Here is a 26,983-nt window from a genome sequence, read left to right as displayed (position 1 = left end):
TCATCCTGATGAGCCCGGAATTCGCGACGGTCGCGAACACGGCGAACGCGGCACGCGCGACCCGCACGTGCACGATCCCAAGCATCGGCACGACAAGTGATCTAATGGTCCTGTGAAGGACATGGCATGCCACTGAGCATGAGATCGAGAGCGGCCCGCGGAGTCATTGCGACTGCCGCGGCCTCTCTTGTTCTGACCGCTGCGATGGTCGCCGCCTTCGTGGTTGGCGGTGATTCCGGGGAGGTCAGCAGGGACGCGTACCGCACCTCTCTCACGGCAAAGCTCCACCACGACGGGCGGCTCGCTATTCCAGAGAACGCGACCGCGGCCGAGGAGGACTTCTTCCTCACCTGCCTGGCAAACGGAACCTACTCGACACTCACCGCCGAGGCTCTCCGCATCGTCATCGACTCCGACAACATCAAGACGATGCACGACGCGGATCTTGGCAGGCTCGTCAACCGAGCCGAGGTCTGCCGGACTGAGGTTTTTGCGGCGCGTGACGCCGGCTCCGCCGACCGCACCTGATACTGCCCCCTCACGGCGCACGGCAGTACCCGCATTGGCTCACTGAGCCCGGACCAGCCGGTCTCCTACCCGACGAGGCTCTCGGTGCGCTCGTACGGACACGGTACAGCTGCTTCAGGTGGCAGTTCTGTCCCCCGGCCGTTGGCCGGGGGACAGAATTTTTCAGTGGGACGTTCGCTCAGTGGGCGTAGACGCCACGGTTGTTCTCGAAGGCGTAACCGACAACGGCCATCGCTCCCAGGACGAGTCCGAGTCCGAACATCCACCAGCCAACCGCGAAGCCCGCGGCCACCACAGTGGCAGCGACGCCGGCAACGAATGGCCACCAGGAATGCGGGCTGAATTCTCCGATCTCGCCGGCGGACTCATGGATCTCACCCTCTTCGTCATCTGAGGCGCGGAAATCGACTCTGCGCGAAGTCAGCCACAGGTAGCCCGTGACGAAGAAGAACATGAATGCCAGGCCGGCAAGCGCCATCGTCCCGATCGGCTCTGCGTTCGTCACGAAGGCGTAGGCCAGCGCAACGAGGACGAAGAAAGCACCCGGCGTGGCGAAGAACAGCGTCTCGACAACGAGGGCTTTGCGCTCCCGCTCCGGCTTCGAATCGTTCTTGATCATGTCTTAGTCCTCCTTGACCGGCAGGTCGGTCTCTGCGATCGGATCAACGCGGTCCATAGCAGCGACCTCGGGATGGTGCAGGTCGAACGCGGGACGGGCGGACCTGATCCGCGGAAGCTCCGTGAAGTTGTGGCGCGGGATGGGCGAGGCAGTCGCCCACTCGAGCGAGCCGCCGAAGCCCCACGGATCATCGGGCAGCTGCGCCGGCTTCGGAGCAGTCGATGTCTTGAGCACGTTCCAGAGGAAGAACAGCGTCGAGATGGCCAAGATGGTCGCCCCGACGGTCGAGATCTGGTTGTACGTCTGGAAGCCGTCCTCGGGCATGTAGTCAGGGATCCTTCGCTGCATGCCCTGGACGCCGAGCCAGTGCTGGATCATGAACGTCACGTGGAAGCCGATGAAGGTGAGCCAGAAGTGGATCTTGCCGATCCGCTCATCGAGCATGCGCCCGGTGAACTTCGGCCACCAGAAGTAGAAGCCCGCGTACATGGCGAACACGACCGTGCCGAAGACGACGTAGTGGAAGTGCGCCACGACGAAGTAGGAGTCGTGGACGTGGAAGTCCATCGCGGGCGACGACAGGATGACGCCGGTGACGCCACCGAGGACGAAGGTCAGGAGGAAGCCGATCGACCAGAGCATCGGCGTCTCGAAGGTCAGCTTCCCTCGCCACATCGTGCCGATCCAGTTGAAGAACTTCACGCCCGTCGGCACGGCGATGGCCATGGTGAGGAGAGAGAAGAAGTCGAGCATGACGCCGCCGGTCGTGAACATGTGGTGCGCCCACACGGTGACGGACAGGGCGGCGATCGCGATCGTCGCGAAGACAAGACCCTTGTAGCCGAAGATCGGCTTGCGGGAGAAGACCGGGATAACCTCGGAGATGATGCCGAAGAACGGCAGCGCGATGACGTAGACCTCAGGGTGCCCGAAGAACCAGAAGAGGTGCTGCCAGAGCATGGCGCCCCCGGCCTCGGGGTTGTAGATCTGTCCGCCCAGGACGCGGTCGACCGCCAGCCCGAACAGCGCAGAGGCGAGGATCGGGAACGCCATGAGGACAAGGAGGGATGTGATGAGGACGTTCCAGGTGAACAGCGGCATGCGGAACATCGTCATGCCCGGCGCCCTCATCGTGATGATCGTGGCGATGAAATTGACCGCACCGAAGATCGTTCCGAAACCCGTCATGATGAGGCCCATGATCCACAGATCGCCGCCCAGGCCCGGTGAGAACGCATTCGTCGACAGTGGCACGTAGGCCGTCCAGCCGAACGAGGCGGCACCCTTTGGCGTGAGGAAGCCGGCGATGGTGACGAGACCGCCGAGGGAGAACAGCCAGAAGCTGAACATGTTGAGCCTCGGGAAGGCGACGTCAGGGGCGCCGATCTGGACGGGCACGAGCACGTTGCCGAACGCGGTGAAGAGCGGCGTCGCGAAGAGGAACAGCATGATCGTTCCGTGCATCGTGAAGAACTGGTTGTACTGCTCCTTGGACTGGAGGAGCATTCCGGGGGCCCACAGCTCGGCTCGGATGACAAGTGCGAGCACGCCGCCGACCATGAAGAAGGCGAAGGCGCTGATGAGGTACATGTAGCCGATCGTCTTGTGATCGGTCGAGGTCATCCAGTCGATGATCCGGCGGCCGAGCGTCTGCTTCGAGGGCCGCAGTCCCGGGATGAAATCGCCCTCGATGACGCGGGGATCTACATCAGTCGATGCCATTGCTGGACTCCCTAATCTGGTACTGCCTGTTGTATTCATCGCCGCGGGTGCCGGTGTTGCCGGCCTCGCGCAGCTTCTCCATCTCGGCGTCGTACGTCTCGCGGTCGACGACGGCGACGTTGAAGACCATCTCCGCGTGGAACTCACCGCACAGCTCGGCGCACTTACCGGAGTACACGCCCTCCTCCTGCGGCGTCACCTGGAAGGAGTTGACCTGGCCCGGCATCATGTCGATCTTGTAGAGGAACGCCGGGATCCAGAAGGAGTGGATGACATCGCGCGACTTGATGGTGAACTCGACGGTCTCGTCGACCGGCAGGTACAGCGTCGGCAGCGTCTCTTCGGCACCAACCTGGTCGCCCATGAAAGAGATCCGGTCGCCGGAGTAATAGACGTCGTCGGAGGTGTAGTTGAAGTCCCAGCTCCACTGCTTGCCGTAGACCTCGATCTCGAGATCCGGCTCAGCGCTCATGTCGTTCATCTCGGCTGTCGCGCGGGTCGAGAAGACGAAGAGGAATCCGACCATGATGATCGGCACGACCGTGTACATGATCTCCAGCGGCACGTGGTAGCGCAGCTGGACCGGCAGCGTGTTGTCGTTCTTCCGCTTGCGGTAGGCGATGACCGACCAGAGGACCAGCACCCAGACGAGCACGGCGACCGCCACTGCGGCAATCCATGCGCCGTTCCACAGGTCGATGAGCTGACCGGTGCGGTCCGTCATCCCCCTTGTCGAGGGCAGGAATCCAACATCGATGCCCTTGCCGGGATTGCTCGGCGACTCCATTGAACAGCCGGCGGCAAGTGCGCCGATCGCGGCAAGCGCTCCAGCACGCTTCAGACCGCGTCGCCGCTGCTGTGTTTCACGCACGGTGGTGTACCTTCCTTCACATTCCCGGCCACCGTTCGCACGGCGGACCCGGGACTATCGTCCTAGCACCCTACTGTACATAGTTTTTTCCCAGGAGAAGCCCCTACAACCCGAGGAAATTGAGAAATCATCTCGAAAAACGGACAAATCCCCGCAGCCGTGAGGGCTGCGGGGATGTCGTGTGACCTGAGTCGCGAGAGCCGACCGTTCGGGAGAACAGGAAGTCCTCTGCCACCTATTCGACGGCCTCCGGCGGCTCGAGCTGTCCGACGATATCGACGAGCGCGGCAAGGGCCGGCGTCTCCTCGTTGCCGGGCACGAGCAGGAGCACTCGTGAGCCGATCGGGATGCCCTCAAGGTGGTCGAAGACGGATCCGGATCCGATGGTCGTGTTCTGGACCCCGCCGAAGTCGATCGACGACTCGTTCTGCGAGTTGTCCCAGGTGGCGGCGGAGTACTGGAAGTACACCGTCGTGCCAAGACCTCCGACGACATCGCCATCGGACTCGGCGATGACGATCGACGTCTCATCCTCGGGCTCGTCTGCTCCGCTGCGGACGGTGATGGAGGTGGGTTCGCCCAGCGCGCCATCGATCTCGATCGGAAGATCATCCGTGGGGACCACTGCCGCCGCATCGGGATCACCCGTCGCGTCCGGAGCGATCGTGTCGATGATGTCGACGACGAAGACAATCGTGTCATCCTCGCCGATTCCGGCGGAGGCGTTGCCGCCCATCGGGCCATAGCCGAGCTCCGACGGGACGGAGATGACGACTCGAGAGCCGACGGTCTGGCCTGCCAGTCCGTCGCGCCATCCCTGGACGACGCCGCTGAGCGGGAACGACATCGGCTGACCACGCTCGTAGGACGAGTCGAACGTGACGTCGCTCCCCCACACCATGCCCGCGTAGTCGACGATCACCATGTCCTCGCGGGTGACGGCGGTGCCGTCGCCCTCCTCGGCCACGGAGACCTGGAGAACATCGGGCTCGGTTGCCCCATCGAAGTCGAGGGTGACGATCCCGTCCTCCTCGACGACGGACGGCATCCCCTCATCGGAGACGAGTGCATCAACCTCATCGATGACAGGTGCGTCCGTTGTCTCCTCGGGAGCGGTCGTCTGCGTCTCGTCGGCAGACTGGCCGCCCTCTGGATCGTCGGAGCATCCGGCGAGCACGAGGGCGGCAAGTGCACATGCAGCGGCGATTCGCCGCGTGGCCTGCATCAGTGGAACGAATCGCCGCAGGCGCAGGAACCGGCCGCGTTCGGGTTATCGATGGTGAAACCCTGGCGATCGATCGAGTCTGCGAAGTCGATGGTCGCACCATCGAGGTAGGGCGCCGACATCTGGTCGACGACGACCCTGACGTCGCCGAACTCGCGCACGAGATCGCCGTCGAGCTGACGCTCATCGAAGTAGAGCTGGTACATGAGGCCGGAGCAGCCGCCGGGCTGCACGGCAACGCGCAGGGCCAGGTCATCACGACCCTCCTGGGCGAGCAGGCTGCGCACCTTGGTTGCGGCAACGTCGGTCAGCTCCACGGCGTGGACTGCAACGGATTCGGTCATGAGAATTCTCCTTCAGAAGGTTCGCCCAAGGGCTAGAACAAGATTACGTGGAAGGGGACTGCATTCCAAGAAGGCATGACCCTGTTAACACGGATATCTCCATAGTAATACGGCTGGTCAGCGGGCCCAGGTCTGGGCGATCGGCTCCATGGCGCGCCCGAGAGCATCGAGGCCCTCTCCATGGTCCGCATACGAGTAGGATCCCGACAGCCCGAACCGCGCGAGCTCGTGCCGCAGAAGCCTGCCCTCGCCATAGACGACGAGAACGGGGGTGGCGGACTGCCCTGCCTCGTCGGCGATCGTCACGAGCGAGCGCGGCATATCAAGCTCCAGTCCACCGGTCACGTAGACGATGAGGTCGGCCTGCGCAAGGCGCGGGCTGACCGCATGGGCGACGATCTCTCCCGCCCACCGGACGCGGGCACCGGCGGCCTGGAGGACGAGCGCTGCCCCTCCCCCGAGACCGGACCAGCTGGCCTTCGGGTCGACCGACGCGCCGACGAGCATGGTGCGGGCGGGAGCAGGAAGGGACGCACCGAGGTCGAGCTCGAGCCTCTGCGCCTCCTCCGCCGTGAGCATGCCATGTCTGTCCAACCAGCGGGGCAGCCCGTTGACACCGAGGAGCGGCTGCTCCGTCGAGCCGGTGACGATCACGTCGGTGTTCGCCAGACGTCGGGCCAGGCCCGACGTATCGTCGACTCCCAGCTCCGTCATCATCGCGCGGCCCAGATCCGGGATGACTCGGGCGGGCAGATTGATGGTGAGGCGGCGGGGGTTGCCCGCGAGAGCCTCCCGCAGCGCGATCCCCAGAATCGCCGAATCCTCGCCCCACGAACGGGACAGGTCGATCGTCCAGTCATCACCCGTCACAAGAGTGGGCACAGCTGTGGTGCCCGCCCTGATCATGCCGAGTTCGCCTCCCGAGAGGACGGCCATGACCTCACAGAGGTCACCCTCGCCGTCACTCACCGGCACGGCGTCAACCTCGGCGCGGCTCCGCCAGGGCGCCGCCGAGGCCTCGAGAACGACCTCGGCGGGCGCCACCCCGATCCGCGACGCGAGGAGGAGTACCCTCACCTGCCGAGCCTCGACAGGAGGATGGTCTCGGCGAGGATCGCCCGGCGGAACTCTTCGAGATGGAGGGACTCGTTGCCCGCGTGCGCACGAGTGTCGGGGTCTTCGACGCCCGTCACAAGAATCTTCGCCTCGGGGAAGACGGCGGCGAGATCGGCGATGAAGGGAATGGAACCCCCAACGCCGATATCGACCGGCTCGGCCTGCCAAGCATCGGCCAGCGCCTGCCGCGCCGTCTCCATGACGTCGCTCTCGGTCGCCTGGAAGGCGGGGCCCAGCTCGAGGCCCCCGAATGTGACGCGGGCGCCGAAGGGCGCGTGGTCGAGCAAATGTTTCGTGAGTGCCTCGTGGGCGTCTTTCGGATCCTGACCGGGCGCAACGCGGAGCGAGAGCGCAAAGCGGCACGAGGGGATCAGCGTGTTCGAGGACCTGTCGACCGATGTCGCGTCGAGGCCGATGACGGCCAGGGCCGGCTGCGTCCACAGCCGGGAGGCGATTGAACCGCGCCCGGCGAGCTGGGATCCGGCCGGCACGCCCATATCCGTGCGCAGCTGCTCCTCGGGGTAGTCGACCTGGGCATTGTCGTAGGTGTGGAGCCCCTCGACCGCAACGGAGCCATCCTCATCGTGCAGGGTGGCGATGAGCCGCGAGGCGGCCGTCACCGCGTCGAGCACCGGGCCGCCGTACATGCCCGAGTGCAGGGCATGCTCGAGGACGTCGACGGTGACCTCGAGGCCGACCAGCCCACGCAGAGACGTCGTCAGCGAGGGGATGCCGACCTTCCAGTTCGTCGAATCGGCGACGATGATGACATCGGCCTCGAGCCTGTCGCGGTGAGCGTGGAGAAAGTCGACGAAGGTCGGGGAGCCGATCTCCTCCTCTCCTTCGATGAAGAGGGTGACCGAGACGGGCAGCTCGCCCATCGTGTCGAGTGCGCGCAGAGCGCCCGCGTGGACGAGGATGCCCGCCTTGTCATCCGCCGTGCCGCGGCCGTATAGCCTGCCGTCCTTCTCGACCGGCTCGAACGGCTCCGAATCCCAGGAGGACCGGTCCCCGGGCGGCTGCACATCGTGGTGCGCGTAGAGAAGGACGGTCGGGGCCCCCTCCGGGCCCGCCCTGTGCGCGAGAACCGCGGGCCGTCCGGTGCCGTTCTCGGTCTCGAGCGTGATGATGTCGATGTCGGTCACGCCGGAGGCCTCAAAGATCTCCTTGACCCTGGCGGCCGACCGATCCAGCTCCGCCTGGTCGAAGGCGGCGGATGAGACGGACGGGATCCGCACGAGATCTTCAAGGTCGGCGCGTACTCCGGGCAGCACGGCGTCGACCGCTGCGTTGTATGGGGCGAGTTCAGTCATGTTTTCCACGATACTCGAGGGACGCTAGGATTGAGCCCGTGAGCAAGGACGACGACATGGACAGGCCCGAGGTCATCAGCGGCGCAGCCCGAGGCAAGGGACGCCCGACCCCCACCCGCAGGGAGGCAGAGGCGGCCCGGATGCGGCCTCTGGTCCCCAAGGACCGCAAGGCCGCGAAGCGTGCCGCGAAGGCGAAGCGGGACGCGGAATTCCAGCGCGAGCAGATCGCCATGAAGACCGGCGACGAGGCGAACCTCCCGTACGCGCACCGCGGCCCCGTACGGCGCTGGGCCAGGGACTACATCGACGCGCGAATCACCCTCGCGTCGTACTTCTTCTTCCTCGCCTTCGCGGTCCTGCTCCTCGTCTTCGTCCAGGCGGTCGCCCCTGAGATCGCCCTCATCCTCATGCTCACCACGTACGGAATCATGATCATCATGATCGTCGACTCCCTCCTCGCCGTGCGGCAGATGAAGAAGAAGCTGGACGAGAGGTTCGGCCCCGATCGGGTGCCGCGCGGGATCCGATGGCAGATGTTCGGCCGCACCTTCTACCCACGCCGGTGGCGGCGGCCTCTGCCGCTGGTCTCCCGAGGCGAATGGCCGGCCGGAGCCAAGTGATCGATGCCCTCCTCACGGAGGGCATTCGTCTGCCCCAACGAGTCTCTCTCCCCGGCCGCCGTGCGTGCCTGGGGCGGTGGCTGTAGACTCGCGCCGTGGTTGACTACGTATTCCTCGGCCGTTCCGGCCTCAAAATCTCCAATCTCATCTATGGCAACTGGCTGACTCACGGCAGTCAGGTTGAAGAGAGCGCGGCCTTCGCCTCCGTCAAGGCGGCTCTCGATGCCGGCATCACAACCTTCGATACCGCAGACGTCTATGCCAATGGCACCGCCGAGCTGGTCCTCGGCAAGGCTCTCCGTTCGGAGCCGCGCGAGTCGCTCGAGATCCTCACGAAGGTCTACTGGCCAACCGGCCGCAGGCGCCACAATGATGCGGGCCTCTCGCGCAAGCACATCATGGAGTCGATCGACTCCTCGCTCCAGAGGCTCGGCACGGACTATGTCGATGTCTACCAGGCGCACCGCTATGACGTGGAGACCCCCATCGAGGAGACGATGCAGGCGTTCGCCGACGTCGTCCGTGCCGGCAAGGCCCTCTACATCGGTGTGTCCGAGTGGACCGCCGAGCAGATCAAGTACGCGCACGACTTCTCGAGGGAGCTCGGCTTCCAGGTCATCTCCAACCAGCCGCAGTACAACATGCTCTACCGGGTCATCGAGCCCGAGGTTATTCCGATGTCGGAGAAGTGCGGTGTCCAGCAGATCGTCTGGTCGCCCATGGCTCAGGGAGTCCTGTCCGGAAAGTACAAGGTCGGGAAGAAGCCGCCGAAGGGCAGCCGCGCGACGGACAAGAAGGGCGGTGCCCGCACCATCCAGCGCTTCATGTCCGACGAGATCCTCACCGCCGTCGAGAGCCTCAAGTCCGTCGCCGACGAACTCGGAATCTCGCGCGCGCAGCTGGCGATCGCGTGGACCCTTCAGAACGACAATGTTGCCGCCGCCATCATCGGCGCCTCGCGGCCCGAGCAGGTGGCGGAGAATGCAGTCGCCGCCGATGTCGTCATTCCAGCGGAGCTCATGTCTCGGATCGACGAGATCCTCGCCGGCGTCATCATCGATGACCCGCGCCTGACATGGGAGAACGCTCCGCACGAACGGCCGGACATCACCCGCTGACTGTGTTTTGAGGGAGGACCTTCCGGTCCTCCCTCAATCTCTGCCTCTTATTCGTCGAGCGCGGCGCTGCTCGATGGTCGTCAGAGGTGGGAGAGTGCCCTGTTGAGTCGCCCTGGAAGACACGGACCCTCGTAGACGAAGGACGAATAGACCTGGAGCAGATCTGCCCCAGCGCCCAGCATCGCCTGAGCATCATCGATTGAGGTGATGCCGCCGACGCCGATGATGATGCGATCGGTCGGGAGACTGTCGCGCAGCGCGCGGACGACGGCGAGGCTGCGCTCGGTCAGGGGCTCTCCCGAGAGGCCGCCGCGCAGATGCGGGTGGTCGACGGTCGTGTTCGTCGCGATGATCCCGTCGAGCTTCTCATCGATGACGAGCTGAGCCATGTCTCTGACGCCGGCCAGATCCATGTCGGGAGCAATCTTCAGAAGGATCGGCACCCGCCGCCCTGCGGCGGCGATCGACGCTGTTCGGGTGGCCTCGATGATCGGACGGAGCGATTCCGCATTCTGCAGATCACGCAGACCCGGGGTGTTCGGGGATGACACATTGATCGCGAGGTAGTCGGCATAGCGTGCGAGACGGGACGCACACACCTCGTAGTCCTTCGCGGCGTCCTCTTCGCTCGTCCACTTGTTCTTGCCGATGTTGACGCCGACGACGATCGAGCGCCCGCGGCGAGTCGACCGCAGGGCCTGGAGCCTGCGCGCGATGACGCGCGAGCCGTCGTTGTTGAATCCCATGGCGTTCCGCAGCGCCCTGGATTCTGGATGTCGCCACATGCGCGGCTGCTCGTTGCCCGGCTGCGGCTCGGGGGTGACCGTCCCGATCTCGACGAAGGCGAAGCCGAGAGCGTCCATCCCCTCAACAGCCGTCGCGTTTTTGTCCATACCGGCGGCGAGCCCGACGAGGCCGGGGACCGGGCGGTTGAAGGCGGTCGCCTGACGCGCACCGTCCCTCCACCCCACCGTTGCCCTCAGGAGAGGTGCGAGTGGAGAGCGTCCGACGGCGCCGATGGCGTCGACGGATCCCGCGTGGGCCCTTTCAGGGTCTGTCCGGGTGATGATCGTGTCGAAGAGGTATCGGTAGAGCACCCGATCAGTCTACCGGGCTACCCGTTCTGCTGGGCCAGGCGTGCGGGTGACGAATGGTAGAGCCACCAGAGAGTGACGGCCGCGACGAGCGTGGGAATGTACCAGTAGGCGACCCCGCCCGACCGCCATGGACTCCACGTGTCGAGAGGCATCGCCGCCCACAGGTCGATGATCGGGATGATGACGTTGACAGCGGCGGCCGCCCACGCGATCCGGCGCATGCGGCGGCCGTTATGGACGATGCCGGCGGCCATGAGCGACCAGACGACGGCGGCGACGAGCGTGAGGACGGCGGTGCCGGGGAGCGAGTTGAGGAACGCGCTCGTCGCACCGACGATGCCGAGCCAGACGAAGGCGGCCGCGAAGGCAATGATGATGAAGAGCAGGACGCGGGCCCAGCCGAGGGCTGAGCGTCGGCTGTCGTGCAGTCCACCGGACTGCGAGCCTTGATCCACGGCACCCTCCTTCTGTCCCGGCTATGATGATAGTCGTGTCTGAACTGAACTTTATTCAACAAGCCCCTGACAAGACTAATTCCGACGTCCTGGTTCTGCCCGTCGTCACCGGGGAGGATGGAGTCCATGTTCTTGCGGACTCGCTGTCCTCGAAGGTCCTCCGGTCCCTCGACGAGCTGCTTCCGAAGATCGGATTCTCCGGCAGTGCCGGCTCTCTGGCCCGCATTCCCGCCCCTGCCGGCTTCGCGGCCGAGACCCTCGCCTTCGCCGGCGTCGGCAAGCCCGCCGACCGAGTCGAGGCGATCGACCTGAGGGAAACCTTCGGCTCGGCTGTCCGCGGCCTGACCGGTGCGGCGACCATCGCCCTCGCCTCTCCCCTCGACGATCCCGACTCGATCTATCAGGCCGGTCTCGGAGGACTCCTCGGCGCGTACACGTTCGAGGACTACAAGGTCATGCCCGCCCCGTCCGAGACGATCACCGTCGTCTCCTCCGGCAGGCTGAAGAAGGACGAGCTCGACGCGCTCGCGACCGAGGCCGCCGTGGTGGCCGACGCGGTGTGCGCGGTGCGCAGCCTCGTCAACACGACGGCCGCCGACCTCACACCCGCGAACTTCGCGGACCGTGCGGCTACCTACGGAGCGTCCGAGAAGGGCCTGACCGTCAAGGTCTGGGATGAGAAGGACCTCGAGAAGGAGGGCTTCGGCGGCATCCTCGGCGTCGGCCGCGGCTCAGCCAACCCGCCCCGTCTCGTCCGCATCGAGTACAAGCCGCGTGGGGCGCAGAAGAAGCTCGCCCTCGTGGGTAAGGGCATCACGTTCGATTCGGGAGGCCTGTCGCTCAAGCCGCCGAAATCGATGGAGACGATGAAGACGGACATGACCGGTGCCGCCACCGTCCTCGAGACGATTGTCGCCGCCTCGCGTCTGTCGCTCAAGGTCAACCTGGTCGGCTGGCTGTGCCTCGCCGAGAACATGCCGTCCGGGACGGCTACCCGCCCGGGCGATGTCATCACGATGTACTCGGGGCGCACCGTCGAGGTCAACAACACGGACGCCGAGGGTCGCCTCGTGCTGGGCGACGGACTCGCGAAGGCCGTCGAGGAGAATCCCGATGCGGTGGTCGACATCGCGACGCTGACCGGCGCGCAGATCATCGCCCTCGGCGACCGGATCTCGGGTGTCATGGGCTCCGATGCCGTGCGCAACGAGATCGTCGAGGCCGCGGATGAGGTCGGCGAGGACATGTGGCCGATGCCGCTGCCCGACCACCTCAAGAAGTCGCTCAAGTCGGAGATCGCCGATACGAAGAACTCGGGCGGACGCGGCGGCGGCATGCTGACCGCCGGCCTATTCCTCGCCGAGTACGTGGGGTCGACGCCGTGGGCGCACATCGACCTCGCCGGCCCCTCGTTCAACGAGGAGGGACCGTTCGGCTCGACCCCGAAGGGCGGCACCGGCCACGCAGTCCAGACGCTCCTCGCATGGGCGGGAATGAACACGGCCGACGTCGAATAACAGCGTGAGCGCTGTTGCGTCTGTCACGCAGCGGGCGGGTGACGGGTCAAGAAATGACCCCGACCCCGCCCGTTTCGCGTGCCGGGGTGGCCATGTTCGCGTCTGGGCGACATGGGTACGGTGATGGCAACGAGGGCACTCTCGCGGCAAGGCCCGCCACGCCGATGGTCGAACGCCCGACTGTCATGAGCCCGGTCGGACGCCGCCGGCTGCAATCCGATTGATCCGTCAGAGCGAATCATGAGGGCTGCCGTGGGTGTTCGGGGCCGCTCGCTTTATTTGTTGCGGGCCGACCATTCCCTCATCCGCTGGGGGTACCCCGTGCGGATGATCTCGTAGAATGGCAGGCCAAGGTCGGTGGCGAGCTTCGCCGCCTCACGCGCGTTCGGCACCTTGCGGCGCGTCCACTCCCCGTCGCGGGCGACGAGGATAAGGGCCATGGGTTCTCGAGCTCCGGCCGGCTCCAGGTAGGCTTCGACGCCTTTGCGGGTCTCGACGAAGTGTGTGAAATGCTCCATCGTCGCCTGTCGCCGCTCACTGGACGCACCGCCGCTGAATCGAGAGAAGATTCCCATGGGTGGATTGTACGTTGCTTCCGCAATGAGACGAACATCTAGGAACAGCCATGACGTTCGGCCCAGAAAGTGGAACAATGATCGGTGAGTAATGCGGCCATTCGGCCGCTCCACTTTTGATATCGAGGGAGATCTACGTGGCTGACACGCAGGAATTTGACATTGTCATCCTTGGGGCGGGATCGGGCGGCTACGCCGCCGCACTCCGCGCCGGGCAGCTGGGGATGAAGGTGGCGCTCGTCGAGGGCGACAAAGTGGGCGGAACCTGCCTCCACCGCGGCTGCATCCCGACGAAGGCGCTGCTGCACGCGGCGGACGTCGCCGACGAGGTCCGTGACGGCGCCAACGTCGGTGTGAAGGCCAGCCTCGAGGGAATCGACATGTCGGCGCTCAACGCCTACAAGGACGGCGTCGTCTCCCGCATGTACAAGGGCCTCACCGGTCTCGTCGCCTCGCGCAACATCGAGACCATCGAGGGCTGGGGCCGCCTGACCGGCAAGGACACCGTCCAGGTCGGCGATCGCGTCCTCAAGGGCAAGAACATCATCCTCGCCACGGGCTCCTACTCGAAGTCCCTCCCCGGCCTGCCGATTGAGGGTCGCGTCATCACCTCCGATCAGGCCCTCCAGCTCGACGAGGTCCCCGAGTCGGTCATCGTCCTCGGTGGCGGCGTCATCGGCTCCGAGATGGCATCCGCCTGGCGCTCGCTCGGCGCTGAGGTGACCATCATCGAAGGACTGCCGAACCTCGTCCCCAATGAGGACCCCGCCATCTCGAAGGCGCTCGAGCGCGCCTTCCGCAAGCGCAAGATCGCGTTCAAGACGAAGACGATGTTCGATCGCGTCGAGCAGAACGAGAACGGCGTCAAGGTCTACACGCAGGACGGCGCCAGCTACGAGGCCTCCTACCTCCTCGTCGCAGTCGGCCGCGGCCCCTCGACCGCGAACCTCGGCTACGAGGAGCAGGGCATCCCCATGGAGCGCGGCTTCGTCATCGCAAACGAGCGTCTCCACACGGGTGTCGGCAACATCTACGCCGTCGGCGACATCGTCCCCGGCCTCCAGCTCGCGCACCGCGGCTTCCTCCACGGCATCTTCGTGGCAGAGGAGATCGCCGGCCTCGAGCCGAAGGCGATCGAAGAGCACCTCATCCCGCGCGTCACCTACACCAACCCGGAGGTCTCCTCCGTCGGCCTCAACCAGGACACGGCCGAGGAGAAGTACGGCAAGGAGAACATCGAGACCGTCGAGTTCAACCTCGCGGGCAACGGCAAGTCGCAGATGCTCGGCACGGCCGGTTTCGTCAAGCTCGTGCGCGAGAAGGACGGCCCCATCGTCGGCTTCCACGCGATCGGCGCCCGCATGGGCGAGCAGGTCGGCGAAGGCCAGCTCATGGTCGCCTGGGAAGCATTCCCCGAAGATTTCGAGGGCCTCATCCACGCCCACCCCACGCAGAATGAGGCCGTCGGCGAGGCCATCCTCGCACTCGCCGGCAAGCCGCTGCACACCCACAACTAAGAGCTCAAGGAGACGAGAACATGTCTGAAGCAATCAAGATGCCGGCGCTCGGCGAGTCCGTCACGGACGGCACCGTCACCCAGTGGCTCAAGGAAGTGGGCGACACCGTCGAGGTCGACGAGCCGCTGCTCGAGGTCTCGACCGACAAGGTCGATACCGAGGTCCCCTCCCCCGTCGCCGGCGTCCTGGAGAAGATCGTCGTCGAAGAGGATGAGACCGTCGAGGTCGGCGCCATCCTCGCCTACATCGGCGACGGTTCGGGTTCGGGCGAATCCGACGACACCGGCGAGGCCGACGAGCCTGCTGAGGAGCCCGCCGTTGAGCAGTCCCAGGCTGAAGAGCCCGCCGTTGAGCAGTCCCAGGCTGAGGAGCCTGCCGAGGAGGAGGCTCCGGCTCAGAAGTCGGGTTCTTCCGAGGGTGAGAAGGTTCCGATGCCCGCACTGGGCGAGTCGGTCACCGAGGGCACTGTGACCCAGTGGCTGAAGGAAGTGGGCGACACCGTCGAGGTCGACGAGCCGCTGCTCGAGGTCTCGACCGACAAGGTCGATACCGAGGTCCCCTCCCCCGTCGCCGGCACGCTCCTCGAGATTCTTGTCGGTGAGGATGAGACCGTCGAGGTCGGCGCCGCTCTCGCCATCATCGGATCAGGTTCGCCCAAGTCCTCCGAGGCGTCGTCCGCGCCCGCCGGCGAGGATAAGGCGATCGAGGAGGCCCCCTCCGGTGAGCAGGTCGCACCCGGCGACGCACCCGCCGAAGAGGAGGAGCTCGGCGAGGAGAAGCCCGAGGACACCGCTGATCAGAAGACGGACTCCGAGCCGAAGGCCGACACCGAGGATGTGGAGCCTGTCTCCGCTGCGGATTCCGCCTCCGGCGCGTACGTGACTCCGATCGTCCGCAAGCTCGCTCGCGAGCTCGACGTTGACCTCGACTCCGTCGAGGGAACTGGCGTCGGCGGTCGCATCCGCCGACAGGACATCGAGGCTGCGGCCGAGGCGGCGAAGAAGGCAGCCGAAGAGGCCGAGCGGAAGGCCGCCGAGGCGGCGTCGCAGAAGTCGGCCCCGGCCGCACCGGCGGCGAAGGCTGCCGCTGCCTCGCCGCTGCGCGGCACCACAGAGAAGATGTCCCGCCTGCGCCAGGTCATCGCCAAGCGCATGATGGACTCGCTCCAGGGCTCCGCCCAGCTCACCACGGTCATCGAGGTCGACGTGACGAAGGTCGTGGCGATCCGCACCGCTGCGAAGGACAGGTTCCACGCAGCGGAGGGCATCAAGCTCACCTACCTCCCGTTCTTCATCAAGGCGGCGACGGAGGCCCTCAAGGCCCACCCGAAGATCAACGCCCGTATCGTCGACGAGAAGTCGGTCGAGTACTTCGATCGCGAGAACGTCGGCATTGCGGTCGACACGGAGCGCGGCCTCATGGTCCCGGTCATCAAGAACGCGGGCGACCTCAACATTGCCGGCATCTCGAAGGCTGTCGTCGACCTCGCGTCGCGCACCCGCTCGGGGAACGTCTCTCCGGATGAGCTGTCGGGCGGCACATTCACGATCACCAACACCGGCTCGGCCGGAGCGCTGTTCGATACTCCCATCGTCAACGCTCCCGAGTCGGCGATCCTCGGCGTCGGCACGATCTACAAGCGCCCGGCTGTTGTCACGGACGAGTTCGGCAATGAGTCGATCGGGATCCGCAGCTTCATCTACCTGGCACTCTCGTACGATCACCGTCTCATCGATGGTGCGGACGCGGGCCGGTACCTCTCTGCTGTGAAGGCGCGCCTCGAAGAGGGCGATTTCGCAGCAGAGGTTGGGCTGTGAGTCTCACATAGTAGTATGATGGGGGGTCTGCGCGTGCAGACCCCCCATTCACTGTTATGAACGTACTTTCGTCATTCACCAGCTATAAAGATCTCCCCCGCCTCTGGGGGCCGGTTTTCATGCCACTTGGCTTCGTCGGCAGGCTTCCAACGTCGATGATCATCATCGGTGTGCTCACGCTTGTCACGCATTACCACGGCATCGCAGAGGCCTCGATCAGCTCGGCAGTCCTCGCGATTGCAACGGGCATCGGCCAGCCCCTCATCGGACAGTGGACAGACAGATCAGGACAGCGACTGCCCTTCCTCCTGCTCGGGCCTGCCAATGCCGTTCTGCTCACGGGCCTCGTCATCGTCAATGCGGCAGACGCGCCCTTCTGGGCCGTTCTCGTCATGTGCGCGCTCGTCGGCGTGACGACCGTGCCGGTGGGTGCGCTCATGAGGGTGCGGTGGTATTCGGTCGCACGCACGCCGAAGGCGCTGACGACAGCGATGTCGTACGAGACCGTGGCGGACGAGATGAACTTCGTCCTCGGCCCGGCGATCGTCGGCATCCTCGCCTCCGCCATTGCGCCCGAGGCGCCTCTCATCGTCTCCGCTGTCATTGCCGCGACCTGCGTCACCGCACTCGGCCTGCACAGGTCGGTGCCCACCCTCGCCCAGGGCGAGAGCCGCAAAAAGGCTCCGACCCTCGCCCGCACTTTCATCCTCGTTTGGGCCGCAGTCATCTCCATGATGTTCCTCGGCTCGTACTTCGGCTCGATGCAGACGTCGACGACGGCTGCTGCCGTGAGCTTCGGGTCGGCCAGCTACGCGGGTCTCATCTACTCGGCGATGGGAGTCGGCGCAGCGATCACCGCCCTCGGGGCGGTGGCCATCCCCGAGCGCATCTCCCAGGGCACTCGGATCTTCGTCTCCGGAGTCGCACTTGCCCTCCTCATCCCCCTCGCGCCCTTCGCTCAGACGCCGTGGCAGCTCGCCGGACTTCTCTTCGTCTTCGGCCTGGCGATTGGGCCGGCCTCTGTGGCGATGTTCACCCTGGCGTCCCGCCTGGCTCCGAAGGGCGGTGACGGGGTGGCGATGACGCTTCTGGGTGCGACCAATGTGGGCGGTGTCGCGATCGGCGCGGCCTCGGCGGGCCAGCTCCTCAAGCTCGATCTCGCCTACGGATTTTGGGTGGCCTCCGCCTCGGGTGCGGTCATGGGTCTCATAGGACTCATGGCGGCCCTGCGCTATCGGGGACGGTAGACTGGGGACCATGGCTAAGGACAAAAAGGACGCTCAGGGCAAGCGCAAGTGGTATCAGCTCATCGGAGACGGCTACCGGATAGCCTCGAGGACCTACCCGAAGCTGCCGTGGATTCTCATCGGCATCTTCGTCGGCACTCTCGTCGTCTTCATCGGCTCCGGCATTCTTCTCGACAACTGGATCCTGTGGACCATCTCCGCAGTCGTCCTCGCCCCGATGTTCACGATGGTGGCCCTCACCCGTTTCATCGAGAGCGCCTCCTATCGCCAGATGGAGGGGATTCCGGGAGCAGCCTCTGCCGTCATCGGCAGGATCCGCCGCGGCTGGACCTTCCAAGAGGAGCCGGTCCGGTTCAATGCTCGTCACCAGGACATGGTGTTCCGCCTCATCGGCAAGCCCGGCGTCGTCCTCGTCACCGAAGGCCCGGTCGACCGCGTGCGGAAGCTCGTCGATGAGGAGCGCAAACAGGCCGGTCGCATCGCCCCCAATGTCCCCGTCCACGCACTCCACGTCGGCACGGACCCCGACCAGGTTCGCCTGGCAAAGCTCATGAAAAGCCTCAAGAAGCTGCCCAAGAAGCTCAACAACAATGAGGTCGCCGTCGTCGCCAAGCGCTACGAATCGATCAGGACGAACGCACTGCCGGTTCCGAAGGGCGTTGACCCGTACAAGGTCAGGCCCGACCGCAAGGCCGCACGAGGCCGATAAAGTTATGAGCGTGATGGAGGGATCCCGACCCGGGGTCCCTCCATTCTCTTGTTGACATCAACGGCTCGAGCACTGGACTCCTGCGCATCAGCCGATCCTGCCCAGCCTCCAGAGCACCGTTATGAGTGCGCACAGAGCCTGTCAGCGGACGCGGGTGATTGTCGTCCCCAGGAGTGCGTCATGGTAGCTGCGACCATCCGGCACGGTGAAGATGGCGGGGAGCACGAGGCACAGCAGCAGCGTACGGCCGAGTGCCCTCAGGGGGCCGGGGGCGCGTCCGTCCACACGACGCACGCCGATGCCGACGATGACGTGGCCGATCGAGCCGCCTATCGTTCCGATGAGGAGCACCGACATGAGTGCGAAGATGCCGAGGGTCGCGAACTCGTCGTAGCCGAAGAAGCCTGCCGAGATCGAGACGGCCAGCAGCCAGTCGATGACGAGCGCGATGATCCTGCGCCCCAACGGCGCGAGTGGAAGTGTGTCGGGCATGACCATCATCCTACTGGCACATGTCTCACCACCTTGTCCACCCGCGACTCCCGGGGCAGATCCTGAACAGGTCTCGCACGCGAGCGCCTGCGGGTTATAGCATGAGCGATAGACCCACACTAAGAGGAGAGATCATGTTCGAGAATGCTGACGAGGCCATCGCCTATACCAAAGAGCAGAATGTGCGGTTCATCGACGTCAGGTTCTGTGACCTGCCGGGAATCATGCAGCATTTCAACATCCCCATAGAGACCTTCTCCGAGGACGTCTTCAGCGAGGGCCTTATGTTCGACGGCTCCTCGATCCGCGGCTTCCAGGCAATCCACGAATCCGACATGAAGCTGATCCCGGACGTGACGACTGCCTACATCGACCCCTTCCGTAAGGCGAAGACCCTCGTCGTCAACTTCTCGATCGTTGATCCGTTCACGGGCGAGGCCTACTCACGCGACCCCCGCAACATCGCGGCCAAGGCCGAGGCCTACCTGCGCTCGACCGGGATCGCGGACACCGTCTTCTTCGGCTCCGAAGCCGAGTTCTATATCTTCGACGACATTCGGTACAAGACAAACGAGCACGAGGCGTACTACCACATCAACTCCAACGAGGCCTGGTGGAACACCGGCCGCGAAGAAGAGGGCGGCAACCGGGGGTACAAGACCCGCATGAAGGGCGGGTACTTCCCCGTCTCCCCCAACGATCAGTTCGTCGATCTGCGCGACGAGATGTGCCGGGTGATGGCGGAGTCCGGGCTCTTGGTCGAGCGCGCGCACCACGAGGTCGGCACCGCCGGCCAGCAGGAGATCAACTACCGCTTCGATACGCTCCTGGCTGCGGCCGATAACCTCATGAAGTTTAAGTACATCATCAAGAACGTGGCGTGGGACGCGGGAAAGACCGTCACCTTCATGCCGAAGCCGATCTTCGGCGACAACGGCTCGGGCATGCACTGCCACCAGTCGCTGTGGAAGGACGGCGATCCGCTGTTCGCTGATGAGAGGGGCTACGGCGGACTGTCCGACCTTGCCCGCTGGTACATCGGCGGGCTGCTCAAGCACGCCCCGGCGCTGCTCGCCTTCACCAACCCGTCCGTCAACTCCTTCCACCGCCTCGTTCCCGGCTTCGAGGCGCCGGTCAACCTCGTCTACTCGGCGCGCAACCGGTCCGCCTGCATCCGCATCCCCGTCACCGGCACCTCGCCGAAGTCGAAGAGGATCGAGTACCGGGTGCCCGACCCCTCCTCGAACCCGTACCTCGCGTTCTCGGCGATGCTCATGGCCGGCATCGACGGCATCAAGAACCGCATCGAGCCGGCCGATCCGATCGACAAGGATCTCTACGAGCTGCCGCCGGAGGAGCACGCAGAGATTGCGAAGCTGCCCCACTCGCTCGACGCTGCACTTGAGGCCCTCCGCGAGGACAGCGACTTCCTCCTCGAGGGCGACGTGTTCACGCAGGACCTCATCGATACGTGGATCGAGTACAAGTACAAGTACGAGATCGAGCCGCTGCGTCAGCGGCCGCATCCGCACGAGTTCGAGCTCTACTTCGACATCTGATCGGAGCAATGCGGCGGGTCGGCTGGTGCAGCCCGCCCGCCGCATTGTCATACCCAGGATCATTTCGCGCCACAGTCTTCTCGGCAGCCGGATGGATCGCCACACCATTCCTGGGAGCCGGGTGAATCGATCCCGCGTGTGGGCGCTCAGGACAGCACTGCACTGCTGTCCTGCCGACGTGCCTCGCCTAGCATGGACCCTATGAAGAAGCATCCAGAGGATTCCAACGACTGGAACGACTACGTCAACGCCCGCGACGAATGGGCGCTGCCTGGGGAGCCTGAGTCCGGGGAGCCTGAGGCTGGGGATCGGAACAAGCCGGGACCCGCAGACACGAGCGGATCAGACGAGGCTGTTGGCCCCTACGGGGCGATGGAGAGCCCCTGGAAGGACTTCGATGATCGCGACCCGCAGCCGCCGCGCGAGTCGACCCCCTACAACGAGACGAATCCGTTCACGAACCACGCGGCCTGGCGCTATCAGCAGAACCCCTACCGCGGAGATCCGCAGGAGCACCGGAGCGACTTCAAGAGTGTCCTGCTCATTGGGCTCGGCCTCGGCATCGCCCTCATCGTCATCGCCCTTCTCGCCCTCTAGTCAGTCGACGTAGCGGCTCGCTTCGGGCAGAACGTCAGGGCGGTGGTTCCAGTCGATGAGGGTCCAGCGGCCCTTGACCCGCTCGAGGATACCGGTCCCGCAGTTCTGGAAGTGCGCGAGGGTTCTACCGCCCTCATGTCCGAGTGCGATGTTGGCCCACACCTGGATGATCGTCCCGTGTGAGACGACGAGAAGGGACTCTTCGTCGGACTCGTCGAGAGCGGCATTGAATCGGTCGATGACGTCGTGGCCGGATTCTCCGCCGGGGATGCGCAGATCGTAGTTCCCCGCCATCCACCCCATTGCCACCTTGAAGTAGGCCATGAGGGTGTCCATGTCCGTCGACATCTCCCAGTCGCCGGCCTGGACTTCTGCGATCCGGGGGTCGATGCGGGGAAGCAGGCCGCGGAGGCCGGCAGTCGGCTCGGCCGTCTGCTGGGTGCGTACGAGGTTCGAGACGAGGATGCCATCGAGGTGGTGGCCATCGAGCCGGTCCGCAAGGCCCCTCGCCTGCTCGTGGCCGCGCTCAGTGAGATCCGCGCCAGGCGCTGCTGTGTCGAGTGCACGCGACACATTGGCCGTCGTCTCTCCGTGCCTGGCAATGTACAGTCGCATCGTCCCTCAGTCCCTCACTCGGTGCTCGCCCGCGGGGGCTCGTTCTCTCTATGGTCGCCGAAAAATGCACGTTCAACAACGACCCGTGCCCGCCGCGCGAGCCTCAGCCAGTTCTCTTCGATCTCGTGACGGGAGGACAGGTCGTGGGACAGCAGGGCCGCCGTGACCGCGAGTTCCGTCGAGTCAGAGGGGACAGAGTCGATCCTCGGACCGGTGGTCCGGCCCGTGCCGAGCACGATCGCAAGCCTCAACCGCTGGGCGTAGCGCCACGCGTCGAGAAGGGTCTTCGCATCATGCGGGTCGATGAGATTCTCCTCGACGGCAGCCTCAAGTGCCTCGACCGTCGAGGTCGTCCTCAGTGACGGATGCTCCCCCGCGTGCTCGAGCTGGAGGTATTGAACCGTCCATTCCACATCCGCGATTCCGCCCGGCCCCAGCTTGAGGTGGCGTGCCTTCGACGTCCCGCGCGGGGCTCGCTCGGCTTCGACGCGGGCCTTCATGCGCCGCACGTCTCGATGCTCGCCGTCCGTCATCCCCCGGTCGTACCGCAGCGGGTCGATGAGGGCGGTGAACTCGCCCGCAAGCGCGTCGTCTCCTGCGATGGGTCTTGCCTTGAGAAGGGACTGACGCTCCCACGTCTCTATCCAGCGGGCATAGTACTCGCGGTACGCCTCGAGGGATCGCGCGAGAGGGCCGTTCCTGCCCTCGGGTCGAAGATCGGCGTCGGCCTTGACCGGAGGCTCCTCGGTACCCTCGGAGAGCATGGCGAGAACCGCGGAGGCGATCTGGTTCGCGGTCTTCTGGGCAAGGCTGTGGTCGTCGATGACAGGATCGTGGACGAAGAGCAGGTCACAATCGGAGCCGTACCCCATCTCCCCCGCCCCGAAGGAGCCGAGGCCGACGATGAGGTAGCGGGAGGGAGCCTCGTCCAGGCCCGCCTCCCCGAGCACCTTGAGGGTCGCCCCTCGCAGTGCCGCATTGACGGCGATCTCTGCGGCGTTCGTGATGGAGCGCTGGGCAGCCCGCGTGTCGATCGTCCCGAGGGCGAGTGCGAGCCCGGTGCGCAGGAGAGCGCGGCGGCGCAGGTATCGTCCCGCCATCGCGATTCCCTCCGGGGTCGTGCGGCGGGAGACGAGGGAGTCAAGCTCGGCCTGGAGAGACTCAATGCTGATCGGCAGCAGCTCATCATCGCCCTCGAGCCACCGCACCGACTCCGGCAGGGTGGGGATCGCGTCCGCCAGGTATCGCGACGTCGACAGCACGTGGGCGAGACGCTGGGCCGCCATCCCCGAGTCCCGCAGCAGCTTCATATACCAGTGGGTGCGCCCCATCGTCTCCGACAGGATGCGGAAATGTAGGAGGCCCGAGTCGGGTTCTGGCCCGTCGGCGAACCAGCCGAGCAGGACGGGCAGGAGCTGCCGCTGAATCTTCGCGGTTCTTGAGACACCGTCGGTCAGGGCTGCGATGTGGCCAACGGCGCGCACCGGATCCCGGTAGCCGATACCGGCCAGACGATCAGCGGCGGCCTCCCGGTCGAGGCTGATGTCATCGTCCGAGAGCTTCGCCGCCTCCGGTAGGAGCGGCCGATAGTAGATCGCCTGGTGCAGTCGCCGCACGTCGCTGCGCACTGCTCTCCATGCCTCTTCCAGCTCCTCCCCAGTGCTGATGCCCTCAATCTTCATGGCGCGGGCGATCCGCCTCAGCTGAACCGGGTCGTCGGGCAGGACCTGGCTCCGTCTCATCTTCTGAAGCTGGATGCGGTGTTCGAGAGTGCGGAGGAAGCGATAGTGGGCGTCGAGCTTCTCGGAGTCCGTCCGTGCGACATAGCCGTTGTCCCGCAGGGCGGCGAGCGCCTCGAGCGTCGACCGGACGCGCAGACTCTCGTCGACACGGCCGTGGACGAGCTGGAGGAGTTGAACGGTGAATTCCACGTCCCTCAGGCCGCCCGCACCAAGCTTGATCTGCCGCGCCGCATCGCGGGTGGCGATGGTCGACTCGACTCGCGCCCTCATCTGACGCGACGTCTCGACGAACTGATCACGGCCCGAGGCTGACCAGATGAAGGGCTGAACGGCGGCCGTGTAGGCCGCACCGAGCTCCTCGTTTCCAGCGACGGGACGCGCCTTGAGAAGCGCCTGGAACTCCCAGTCCTTCGCCCACCGCTCGTAATAGGCGATGTGGGAGGCGAGGGTGCGGACGAGCGGTCCGTCCTTACCCTCTGGGCGCAGGTTCGCATCGAGCGGCCACAGCGGTGGGACCGATCCGGGCCCGGACACGGCCCGGGACACTGCGGTGACGACACGCGTCGCGGCGGCGAGCGCCGTCGCCTCATCCGTTTCCACCGGCTCGGCCACGTAGATAACGTCGACGTCGGAGATGTAGTTGAGCTCGCGGGCGCCGGTCTTGCCCATGGCGATGATGGCGATGCGGGCGGCCTGTGAATCGGGCGTGTGCCGCTGCGCAATGACCAGCGCCTGCCTGAGTGCGGCGGAGACCAGATCGGAGATCATCGCGGAGACCTGGGCGAAGCGGTCGACCGGGCGCTCAGCCGTCAGGTCCCAGGCGGCGATCATGAGAAGCCTGCGATAGTAGCCCGACCGCAGCTCCGCGACCGCCTCGTCCCACTCATCCTCCGACCCGGTCGAGGAGTTCTCCTCGCCTGCCCCGCCGCCCCAGCTGTCGTCGATCACCGGCTCCCGCCCGAGTCCGTCGATCCAGTGCTGGTGGGTGACGAGCATGTCGCCGAGCGTCGTCGACATGCCGGCGACCGTGGTCACCGCCCTCAGCAGGTTCCGGTCCGCGAGAACCTTGTCAAGGCGCTGTGGATCCGCGTCGGCGAGACGCAGCATGGTGAGAAGCCCCTGATCGGGATCGGCGCTTGCGCCGAGGGCGTCGAGCATCGCGTCCCAGCCCCGGTCAGCGGTGAGCTGCAGCGCCCGCTTCGGGTCGGCGAAGCCGAGCCGGCGCAGGGCTGACGTGGGGCTCTCCCTCCTCACGTCACACCACCGGCAGGAAGCGGTCCCGTTCGAAGGGAGTCACCTGGTTCCGGTACGCCGTCCACTCGCTCTCCTTGTTGCGGATGAAGTAGGAGAAGGCCTCCTCGCCGAGCGTCTGCGCCACGAGCTCGGATTCCTGCATGGCAACGAGCGCCTGATCGAGGTTGCCCGGAAGGGAGCCGATGCCGAGGGCACGGCGCTCGTTGCGGGTCAGCGACGTGACATCCTCAATCGCCTCATCGGGCAGCTCGAGCTCGCGCTCGATGCCGTCCAATCCCGCGTTGAGCAGAACCGCAAAAGCGAGATAGGGATTCGCTGCGGAGTCGATCGCACGATACTCGATGCGGGCGGCCCGGGCCTTGCCGGCTCGCAGCGCCGGCACCCGGACGAGTGCCGAACGGTTGTTGTGGCCCCAGCAGATGTAGGAGGGTGCCTCATCGCCCGCCCACAGCCGTTTGTAGGAGTTGACGTGCTGATTGGTGATCGCGGAGATAGCGTTTGCGTGCTCGAGGAGGCCTGCCATGAAGCGTCGTGCCGTGGTCGACAGGAAGTAGGTCCCGGACGGATCGAAGAAGACGTTGCGGTCCCCTTCGAAGAGTGACATGTGCGTATGCATACCCGACCCCGGATGGTCGATGAGCGGCTTCGGCATGAAGGAGGCGAAGGACCCCTGCGAGAGGGCGAGCTCCTGGATGACGGTGCGGAAGGCCATGATGCTGTCCGCCATCGATAGCGCATCGGTGAACCTCAGGTCGATCTCGTTCTGACCCGGGCCCGCCTCGTGGTGGGAGAACTCGACCGGGATGTTCATCGCCTCGAGGGTGGCGACAGCCTCCCTGCGGAAGTCGAGGCCCGCCGAGCGTGCCGAATGGTCGAAGTAGCCGGCACGATCGATCGGCCTGAACTCCTCATACGGGTCGGAGGTCGGATGGAAGAGATAGAACTCGATCTCGGGATGGGTGTAGAACGTGAACCCCATGTCGCTCGCACGAGCGAGCGCCCGCCGCAGAACCGACCGGGGATCGGAGCGTGCGGGCTCGCCGTCCCGCGTCGAGATATCGCAGAACAGCCTCGCGACCTGGCTTGCCGATGACTGCCCGGGCAGGATCTGGAAGGTCGACGCATCGGGGTACGCGAGCATGTCGGCCTCGACCACACGGGCGAGGCCCTCAATCGACGACCCGTCGAAGCCGATGCCCTCATCGAAGGCCTCCTCGAGCTCGGCGGGGGCGATCGCGACCGATTTCAGTGTCCCGATGACGTCCGTGAACCATAGGCGGATGTACCGGACGTCCTTCTCCTGAATGGTCTGGAGGATGTGCTCCTGCTGACGGTCCATGCGACTCCCTTCGTCCACTCCATCTTGCCAGGTCCACCCGCCACCCCGTCACCTCTCACGGCTTTCGGGCTAGAATGCGTCCTATGACTGAAAGCGCCAAGAAGCCCGCGCGTCCGCGCCGCGTCCGTATCGCCCACCTGCATGAGGCGAAGACTCACGGCGACCCGCTCACCATGCTGACGGCCTATGACGCTATCGTCGCCTCGATCTTCGATCGGGCGGGTGTCGACATGCTCCTTGTCGGGGACTCCATCGGGACGACGATGTTCGGCGAGGCCAACACCCTCGGCGTCGAGCTCGCCGACATGGTGCGGGCGACGAAGTCCGTTGCCAAGGGCACCGAACGCGCCCTCGTCGTCGCCGATCTCCCGTTCGGAACGTATGAGTCGAGCCCGGAGCAGGCCTTCGCCTCGGCCGCGCAGCTCATCAAGGCCGGAGCCCACGCGGTCAAGCTTGAGGGTGGCGTCCGCGTCGCGGACCAGATCAGGCAGTGCGCCACCCATGGCATCCCCGTCATCGGCCACATCGGCTTCACCCCTCAGGCGGAGAACGCCCTGTCGGGTCCCCGGATCCAGGGCCGGGGCGAGGAGGCGGCAGACCGAGTCATCGAGGACGCTGTCGCGGTCCAGGAGGCCGGAGCATCCGCCGTCGTCCTCGAGATGGTCCCAGCCGAGCTCGCCGAGAGGATCACGTCGATCCTCACTATTCCCACGATCGGCATCGGGGCTGGCCCCGGCACCGATGGGCAGGTGCTGGTGTGGACCGACATGGTGGCGATGACGGATTGGCAGCCCTCTTTCGTCCGCATCTTCGGCGAGATCGGCACGGCCCTCCAGGGTGCGGCCACCGACTATGTCGACGCGGTCAAGGACCGATCCTTCCCGACTCGCGAGCACTCCTTCTAGCAATTCCTTCTGCGAGGGCGCGGCTTGGGCCGCGCCCTCGCAGTGTCACACGGACTGTGCGCGGCCGCTC

25 protein-coding genes are annotated in these 26,983 nt (G+C 65.5%); 11 read left to right on the top strand and 14 right to left on the bottom strand.

What is annotated here, in order from left to right:
* Positions 1 to 138: 138 nt before the first annotated feature.
* A complete protein-coding gene (locus EJO69_RS01205) occupies positions 139 to 528 on the top strand; it encodes a hypothetical protein (RefSeq protein WP_126038138.1) in 390 nt (129 codons plus the stop codon).
* Between the two features lie 178 nt (positions 529 to 706).
* Here the strand turns inward: EJO69_RS01205 and ctaF are convergent, their stop codons facing one another.
* The 7 genes from ctaF to EJO69_RS01170 all read right to left on the bottom strand — a co-directional run bounded on the left by ctaF (position 707) and on the right by EJO69_RS01170 (position 7,738).
* Entirely contained in the window at positions 707 to 1,147 is a 441-nt protein-coding gene (ctaF, locus tag EJO69_RS01200) for an aa3-type cytochrome oxidase subunit IV (protein ID WP_126038135.1), read from the bottom strand.
* Between the two features lie 3 nt (positions 1,148 to 1,150).
* Positions 1,151 to 2,869 carry an aa3-type cytochrome oxidase subunit I gene (gene ctaD / locus EJO69_RS01195; protein ID WP_126038131.1) on the bottom strand — a complete coding sequence of 573 codons (1,719 nt, stop codon included), beginning with the start codon at positions 2,867 to 2,869 and terminating at the stop codon, positions 1,151 to 1,153.
* Positions 2,856 to 3,740 (bottom strand): aa3-type cytochrome oxidase subunit II, encoded by an 885-nt coding sequence (ctaC, locus tag EJO69_RS01190; protein ID WP_211331463.1) that lies wholly within the window; start codon positions 3,738 to 3,740, stop codon positions 2,856 to 2,858. The genes ctaD and ctaC overlap by 14 nt, the downstream gene beginning before the upstream one ends.
* Positions 3,741 to 3,975: 235 nt before the next feature.
* Complete coding sequence (locus EJO69_RS01185; RefSeq protein ID WP_126038128.1) at positions 3,976 to 4,965, bottom strand: FKBP-type peptidyl-prolyl cis-trans isomerase; 990 nt, start codon at positions 4,963 to 4,965, stop codon at positions 3,976 to 3,978.
* On the bottom strand, positions 4,965 to 5,309 hold the full coding sequence (locus EJO69_RS01180; RefSeq protein ID WP_126038126.1) for a HesB/IscA family protein: 345 nt from the start codon (positions 5,307 to 5,309) through the stop codon (positions 4,965 to 4,967). Before EJO69_RS01180 ends, EJO69_RS01185 begins: the two co-directional genes overlap by 1 nt.
* A gap of 117 nt (positions 5,310 to 5,426) precedes the next feature.
* Positions 5,427 to 6,386 (bottom strand): glycerate kinase, encoded by a 960-nt coding sequence (locus EJO69_RS01175; RefSeq protein WP_126038123.1) that lies wholly within the window; start codon positions 6,384 to 6,386, stop codon positions 5,427 to 5,429.
* On the bottom strand, positions 6,383 to 7,738 hold the full coding sequence (locus EJO69_RS01170; protein ID WP_126038120.1) for a dipeptidase: 1,356 nt from the start codon (positions 7,736 to 7,738) through the stop codon (positions 6,383 to 6,385). Before EJO69_RS01170 ends, EJO69_RS01175 begins: the two co-directional genes overlap by 4 nt.
* Positions 7,739 to 7,776: 38 nt before the next feature.
* Between EJO69_RS01170 and EJO69_RS01165 the strand changes: the two genes are divergently transcribed.
* Entirely contained in the window at positions 7,777 to 8,358 is a 582-nt protein-coding gene (locus tag EJO69_RS01165) for a DUF3043 domain-containing protein (protein WP_164519814.1), read from the top strand.
* 95 nt (positions 8,359 to 8,453) lie between these two features.
* Positions 8,454 to 9,476, top strand: coding sequence for an aldo/keto reductase family protein (locus EJO69_RS01160; RefSeq protein WP_126038114.1), 1,023 nt, complete (start codon positions 8,454 to 8,456; stop codon positions 9,474 to 9,476).
* Between the two features lie 80 nt (positions 9,477 to 9,556).
* Here the strand turns inward: EJO69_RS01160 and EJO69_RS01155 are convergent, their stop codons facing one another.
* Positions 9,557 to 10,573: a quinone-dependent dihydroorotate dehydrogenase gene (locus EJO69_RS01155; RefSeq protein WP_126038111.1), complete on the bottom strand. Its 1,017-nt coding sequence runs from the start codon at positions 10,571 to 10,573 to the stop codon at positions 9,557 to 9,559.
* 17 nt (positions 10,574 to 10,590) lie between these two features.
* A complete protein-coding gene (locus EJO69_RS01150) occupies positions 10,591 to 11,028 on the bottom strand; it encodes a hypothetical protein (protein ID WP_126038108.1) in 438 nt (145 codons plus the stop codon).
* Positions 11,029 to 11,063: 35 nt separating this feature from the next.
* Between EJO69_RS01150 and EJO69_RS01145 the strand changes: the two genes are divergently transcribed.
* Positions 11,064 to 12,545: a leucyl aminopeptidase gene (locus tag EJO69_RS01145; protein WP_211331462.1), complete on the top strand. Its 1,482-nt coding sequence runs from the start codon at positions 11,064 to 11,066 to the stop codon at positions 12,543 to 12,545.
* 275 nt (positions 12,546 to 12,820) lie between these two features.
* Here EJO69_RS01145 and EJO69_RS01140 read toward each other — a convergent pair whose 3' ends face one another.
* Positions 12,821 to 13,120 (bottom strand): oxidoreductase, encoded by a 300-nt coding sequence (locus EJO69_RS01140; protein WP_126038105.1) that lies wholly within the window; start codon positions 13,118 to 13,120, stop codon positions 12,821 to 12,823.
* A gap of 137 nt (positions 13,121 to 13,257) precedes the next feature.
* On the opposite strand from EJO69_RS01140, the gene lpdA reads away from it, so the two are divergent.
* The 4 genes from lpdA (at position 13,258) to EJO69_RS01120 (ending at position 18,410) form a co-directional block, all read left to right on the top strand.
* On the top strand, positions 13,258 to 14,637 hold the full coding sequence (lpdA, locus tag EJO69_RS01135) for a dihydrolipoyl dehydrogenase (protein ID WP_126038102.1): 1,380 nt from the start codon (positions 13,258 to 13,260) through the stop codon (positions 14,635 to 14,637).
* A gap of 20 nt (positions 14,638 to 14,657) precedes the next feature.
* Complete coding sequence (sucB, locus tag EJO69_RS01130) at positions 14,658 to 16,454, top strand: 2-oxoglutarate dehydrogenase, E2 component, dihydrolipoamide succinyltransferase (protein ID WP_126038099.1); 1,797 nt, start codon at positions 14,658 to 14,660, stop codon at positions 16,452 to 16,454.
* 119 nt (positions 16,455 to 16,573) lie between these two features.
* Positions 16,574 to 17,701 (top strand): MFS transporter, encoded by a 1,128-nt coding sequence (locus EJO69_RS01125; protein ID WP_164519813.1) that lies wholly within the window; start codon positions 16,574 to 16,576, stop codon positions 17,699 to 17,701.
* 10 nt (positions 17,702 to 17,711) lie between these two features.
* Complete coding sequence (locus EJO69_RS01120) at positions 17,712 to 18,410, top strand: DUF4191 domain-containing protein (protein ID WP_126038093.1); 699 nt, start codon at positions 17,712 to 17,714, stop codon at positions 18,408 to 18,410.
* A gap of 141 nt (positions 18,411 to 18,551) precedes the next feature.
* Here the strand turns inward: EJO69_RS01120 and EJO69_RS01115 are convergent, their stop codons facing one another.
* Entirely contained in the window at positions 18,552 to 18,902 is a 351-nt protein-coding gene (locus EJO69_RS01115) for an RDD family protein (RefSeq protein ID WP_164519812.1), read from the bottom strand.
* A 134-nt stretch (positions 18,903 to 19,036) separates the two neighbouring features.
* On the opposite strand from EJO69_RS01115, the gene glnA (EJO69_RS01110) reads away from it, so the two are divergent.
* Together glnA (EJO69_RS01110) and EJO69_RS01105 are read left to right on the top strand one after the other, a co-directional pair.
* A complete protein-coding gene (glnA, locus tag EJO69_RS01110; RefSeq protein WP_126038087.1) occupies positions 19,037 to 20,461 on the top strand; it encodes a type I glutamate--ammonia ligase in 1,425 nt (474 codons plus the stop codon).
* Between the two features lie 201 nt (positions 20,462 to 20,662).
* The gene (locus EJO69_RS01105) at positions 20,663 to 21,058 is read left to right on the top strand and encodes a hypothetical protein (RefSeq protein ID WP_126038083.1); all 396 of its coding nucleotides are present in this window, start codon (positions 20,663 to 20,665) and stop codon (positions 21,056 to 21,058) included.
* On the opposite strand, the gene EJO69_RS01100 is transcribed toward EJO69_RS01105, so the two are convergent.
* The 3 genes from EJO69_RS01100 to glnA (EJO69_RS01090) are packed head-to-tail and all read right to left on the bottom strand — an operon-like array spanning position 21,059 to position 26,008.
* Complete coding sequence (locus EJO69_RS01100; protein ID WP_126038080.1) at positions 21,059 to 21,673, bottom strand: histidine phosphatase family protein; 615 nt, start codon at positions 21,671 to 21,673, stop codon at positions 21,059 to 21,061.
* 14 nt (positions 21,674 to 21,687) lie between these two features.
* Positions 21,688 to 24,669 carry a bifunctional [glutamine synthetase] adenylyltransferase/[glutamine synthetase]-adenylyl-L-tyrosine phosphorylase gene (locus EJO69_RS01095; RefSeq protein WP_126038078.1) on the bottom strand — a complete coding sequence of 994 codons (2,982 nt, stop codon included), beginning with the start codon at positions 24,667 to 24,669 and terminating at the stop codon, positions 21,688 to 21,690.
* Position 24,670: 1 nt separating this feature from the next.
* Complete coding sequence (gene glnA / locus EJO69_RS01090) at positions 24,671 to 26,008, bottom strand: type I glutamate--ammonia ligase (protein WP_126038075.1); 1,338 nt, start codon at positions 26,006 to 26,008, stop codon at positions 24,671 to 24,673.
* Positions 26,009 to 26,091: 83 nt separating this feature from the next.
* Between glnA (EJO69_RS01090) and panB the strand changes: the two genes are divergently transcribed.
* On the top strand, positions 26,092 to 26,913 hold the full coding sequence (panB, locus tag EJO69_RS01085; RefSeq protein WP_126038073.1) for a 3-methyl-2-oxobutanoate hydroxymethyltransferase: 822 nt from the start codon (positions 26,092 to 26,094) through the stop codon (positions 26,911 to 26,913).
* Positions 26,914 to 26,983: the final 70 nt, after the last annotated feature.

Origin of the sequence: Flaviflexus salsibiostraticola (genome assembly GCF_003952265.1) — a bacterium.
Taxonomy (GTDB): Bacteria; Actinomycetota; Actinomycetes; order Actinomycetales; family Actinomycetaceae; genus Flaviflexus; species Flaviflexus salsibiostraticola.
Note: the sequence above shows the minus strand (reverse complement) of the source record. Positions and strands in the feature narration are given on the sequence as shown.

Excerpts from the sequence above, each read along its gene's own strand:
- EJO69_RS01205 (WP_126038138.1), top strand. The coding sequence starts at position 139 with ATGAGATCGAGAGCGGCCCGCGGAGTCATTGCGACTGCCGCGGCCTCT.
- EJO69_RS01140 (WP_126038105.1), bottom strand. The coding sequence starts at position 13,120 with ATGGGAATCTTCTCTCGATTCAGCGGCGGTGCGTCCAGTGAGCGGCGA.
- ctaD (WP_126038131.1), bottom strand. The coding sequence starts at position 2,869 with ATGGCATCGACTGATGTAGATCCCCGCGTCATCGAGGGCGATTTCATC.
- EJO69_RS01185 (WP_126038128.1), bottom strand. The coding sequence starts at position 4,965 with ATGCAGGCCACGCGGCGAATCGCCGCTGCATGTGCACTTGCCGCCCTC.
- panB (WP_126038073.1), top strand. The coding sequence starts at position 26,092 with ATGACTGAAAGCGCCAAGAAGCCCGCGCGTCCGCGCCGCGTCCGTATC.
- EJO69_RS01125 (WP_164519813.1), top strand. The coding sequence starts at position 16,574 with ATGCCACTTGGCTTCGTCGGCAGGCTTCCAACGTCGATGATCATCATC.
- EJO69_RS01105 (WP_126038083.1), top strand. The coding sequence starts at position 20,663 with ATGAAGAAGCATCCAGAGGATTCCAACGACTGGAACGACTACGTCAAC.
- EJO69_RS01120 (WP_126038093.1), top strand. The coding sequence starts at position 17,712 with ATGGCTAAGGACAAAAAGGACGCTCAGGGCAAGCGCAAGTGGTATCAG.
- EJO69_RS01115 (WP_164519812.1), bottom strand. The coding sequence starts at position 18,902 with ATGCCCGACACACTTCCACTCGCGCCGTTGGGGCGCAGGATCATCGCG.
- sucB (WP_126038099.1), top strand. The coding sequence starts at position 14,658 with ATGTCTGAAGCAATCAAGATGCCGGCGCTCGGCGAGTCCGTCACGGAC.
- ctaF (WP_126038135.1), bottom strand. The coding sequence starts at position 1,147 with ATGATCAAGAACGATTCGAAGCCGGAGCGGGAGCGCAAAGCCCTCGTT.
- EJO69_RS01180 (WP_126038126.1), bottom strand. The coding sequence starts at position 5,309 with ATGACCGAATCCGTTGCAGTCCACGCCGTGGAGCTGACCGACGTTGCC.
- glnA (WP_126038075.1), bottom strand. The coding sequence starts at position 26,008 with ATGGACCGTCAGCAGGAGCACATCCTCCAGACCATTCAGGAGAAGGAC.
- EJO69_RS01100 (WP_126038080.1), bottom strand. The coding sequence starts at position 21,673 with ATGCGACTGTACATTGCCAGGCACGGAGAGACGACGGCCAATGTGTCG.
- EJO69_RS01170 (WP_126038120.1), bottom strand. The coding sequence starts at position 7,738 with ATGACTGAACTCGCCCCATACAACGCAGCGGTCGACGCCGTGCTGCCC.
- glnA (WP_126038087.1), top strand. The coding sequence starts at position 19,037 with ATGTTCGAGAATGCTGACGAGGCCATCGCCTATACCAAAGAGCAGAAT.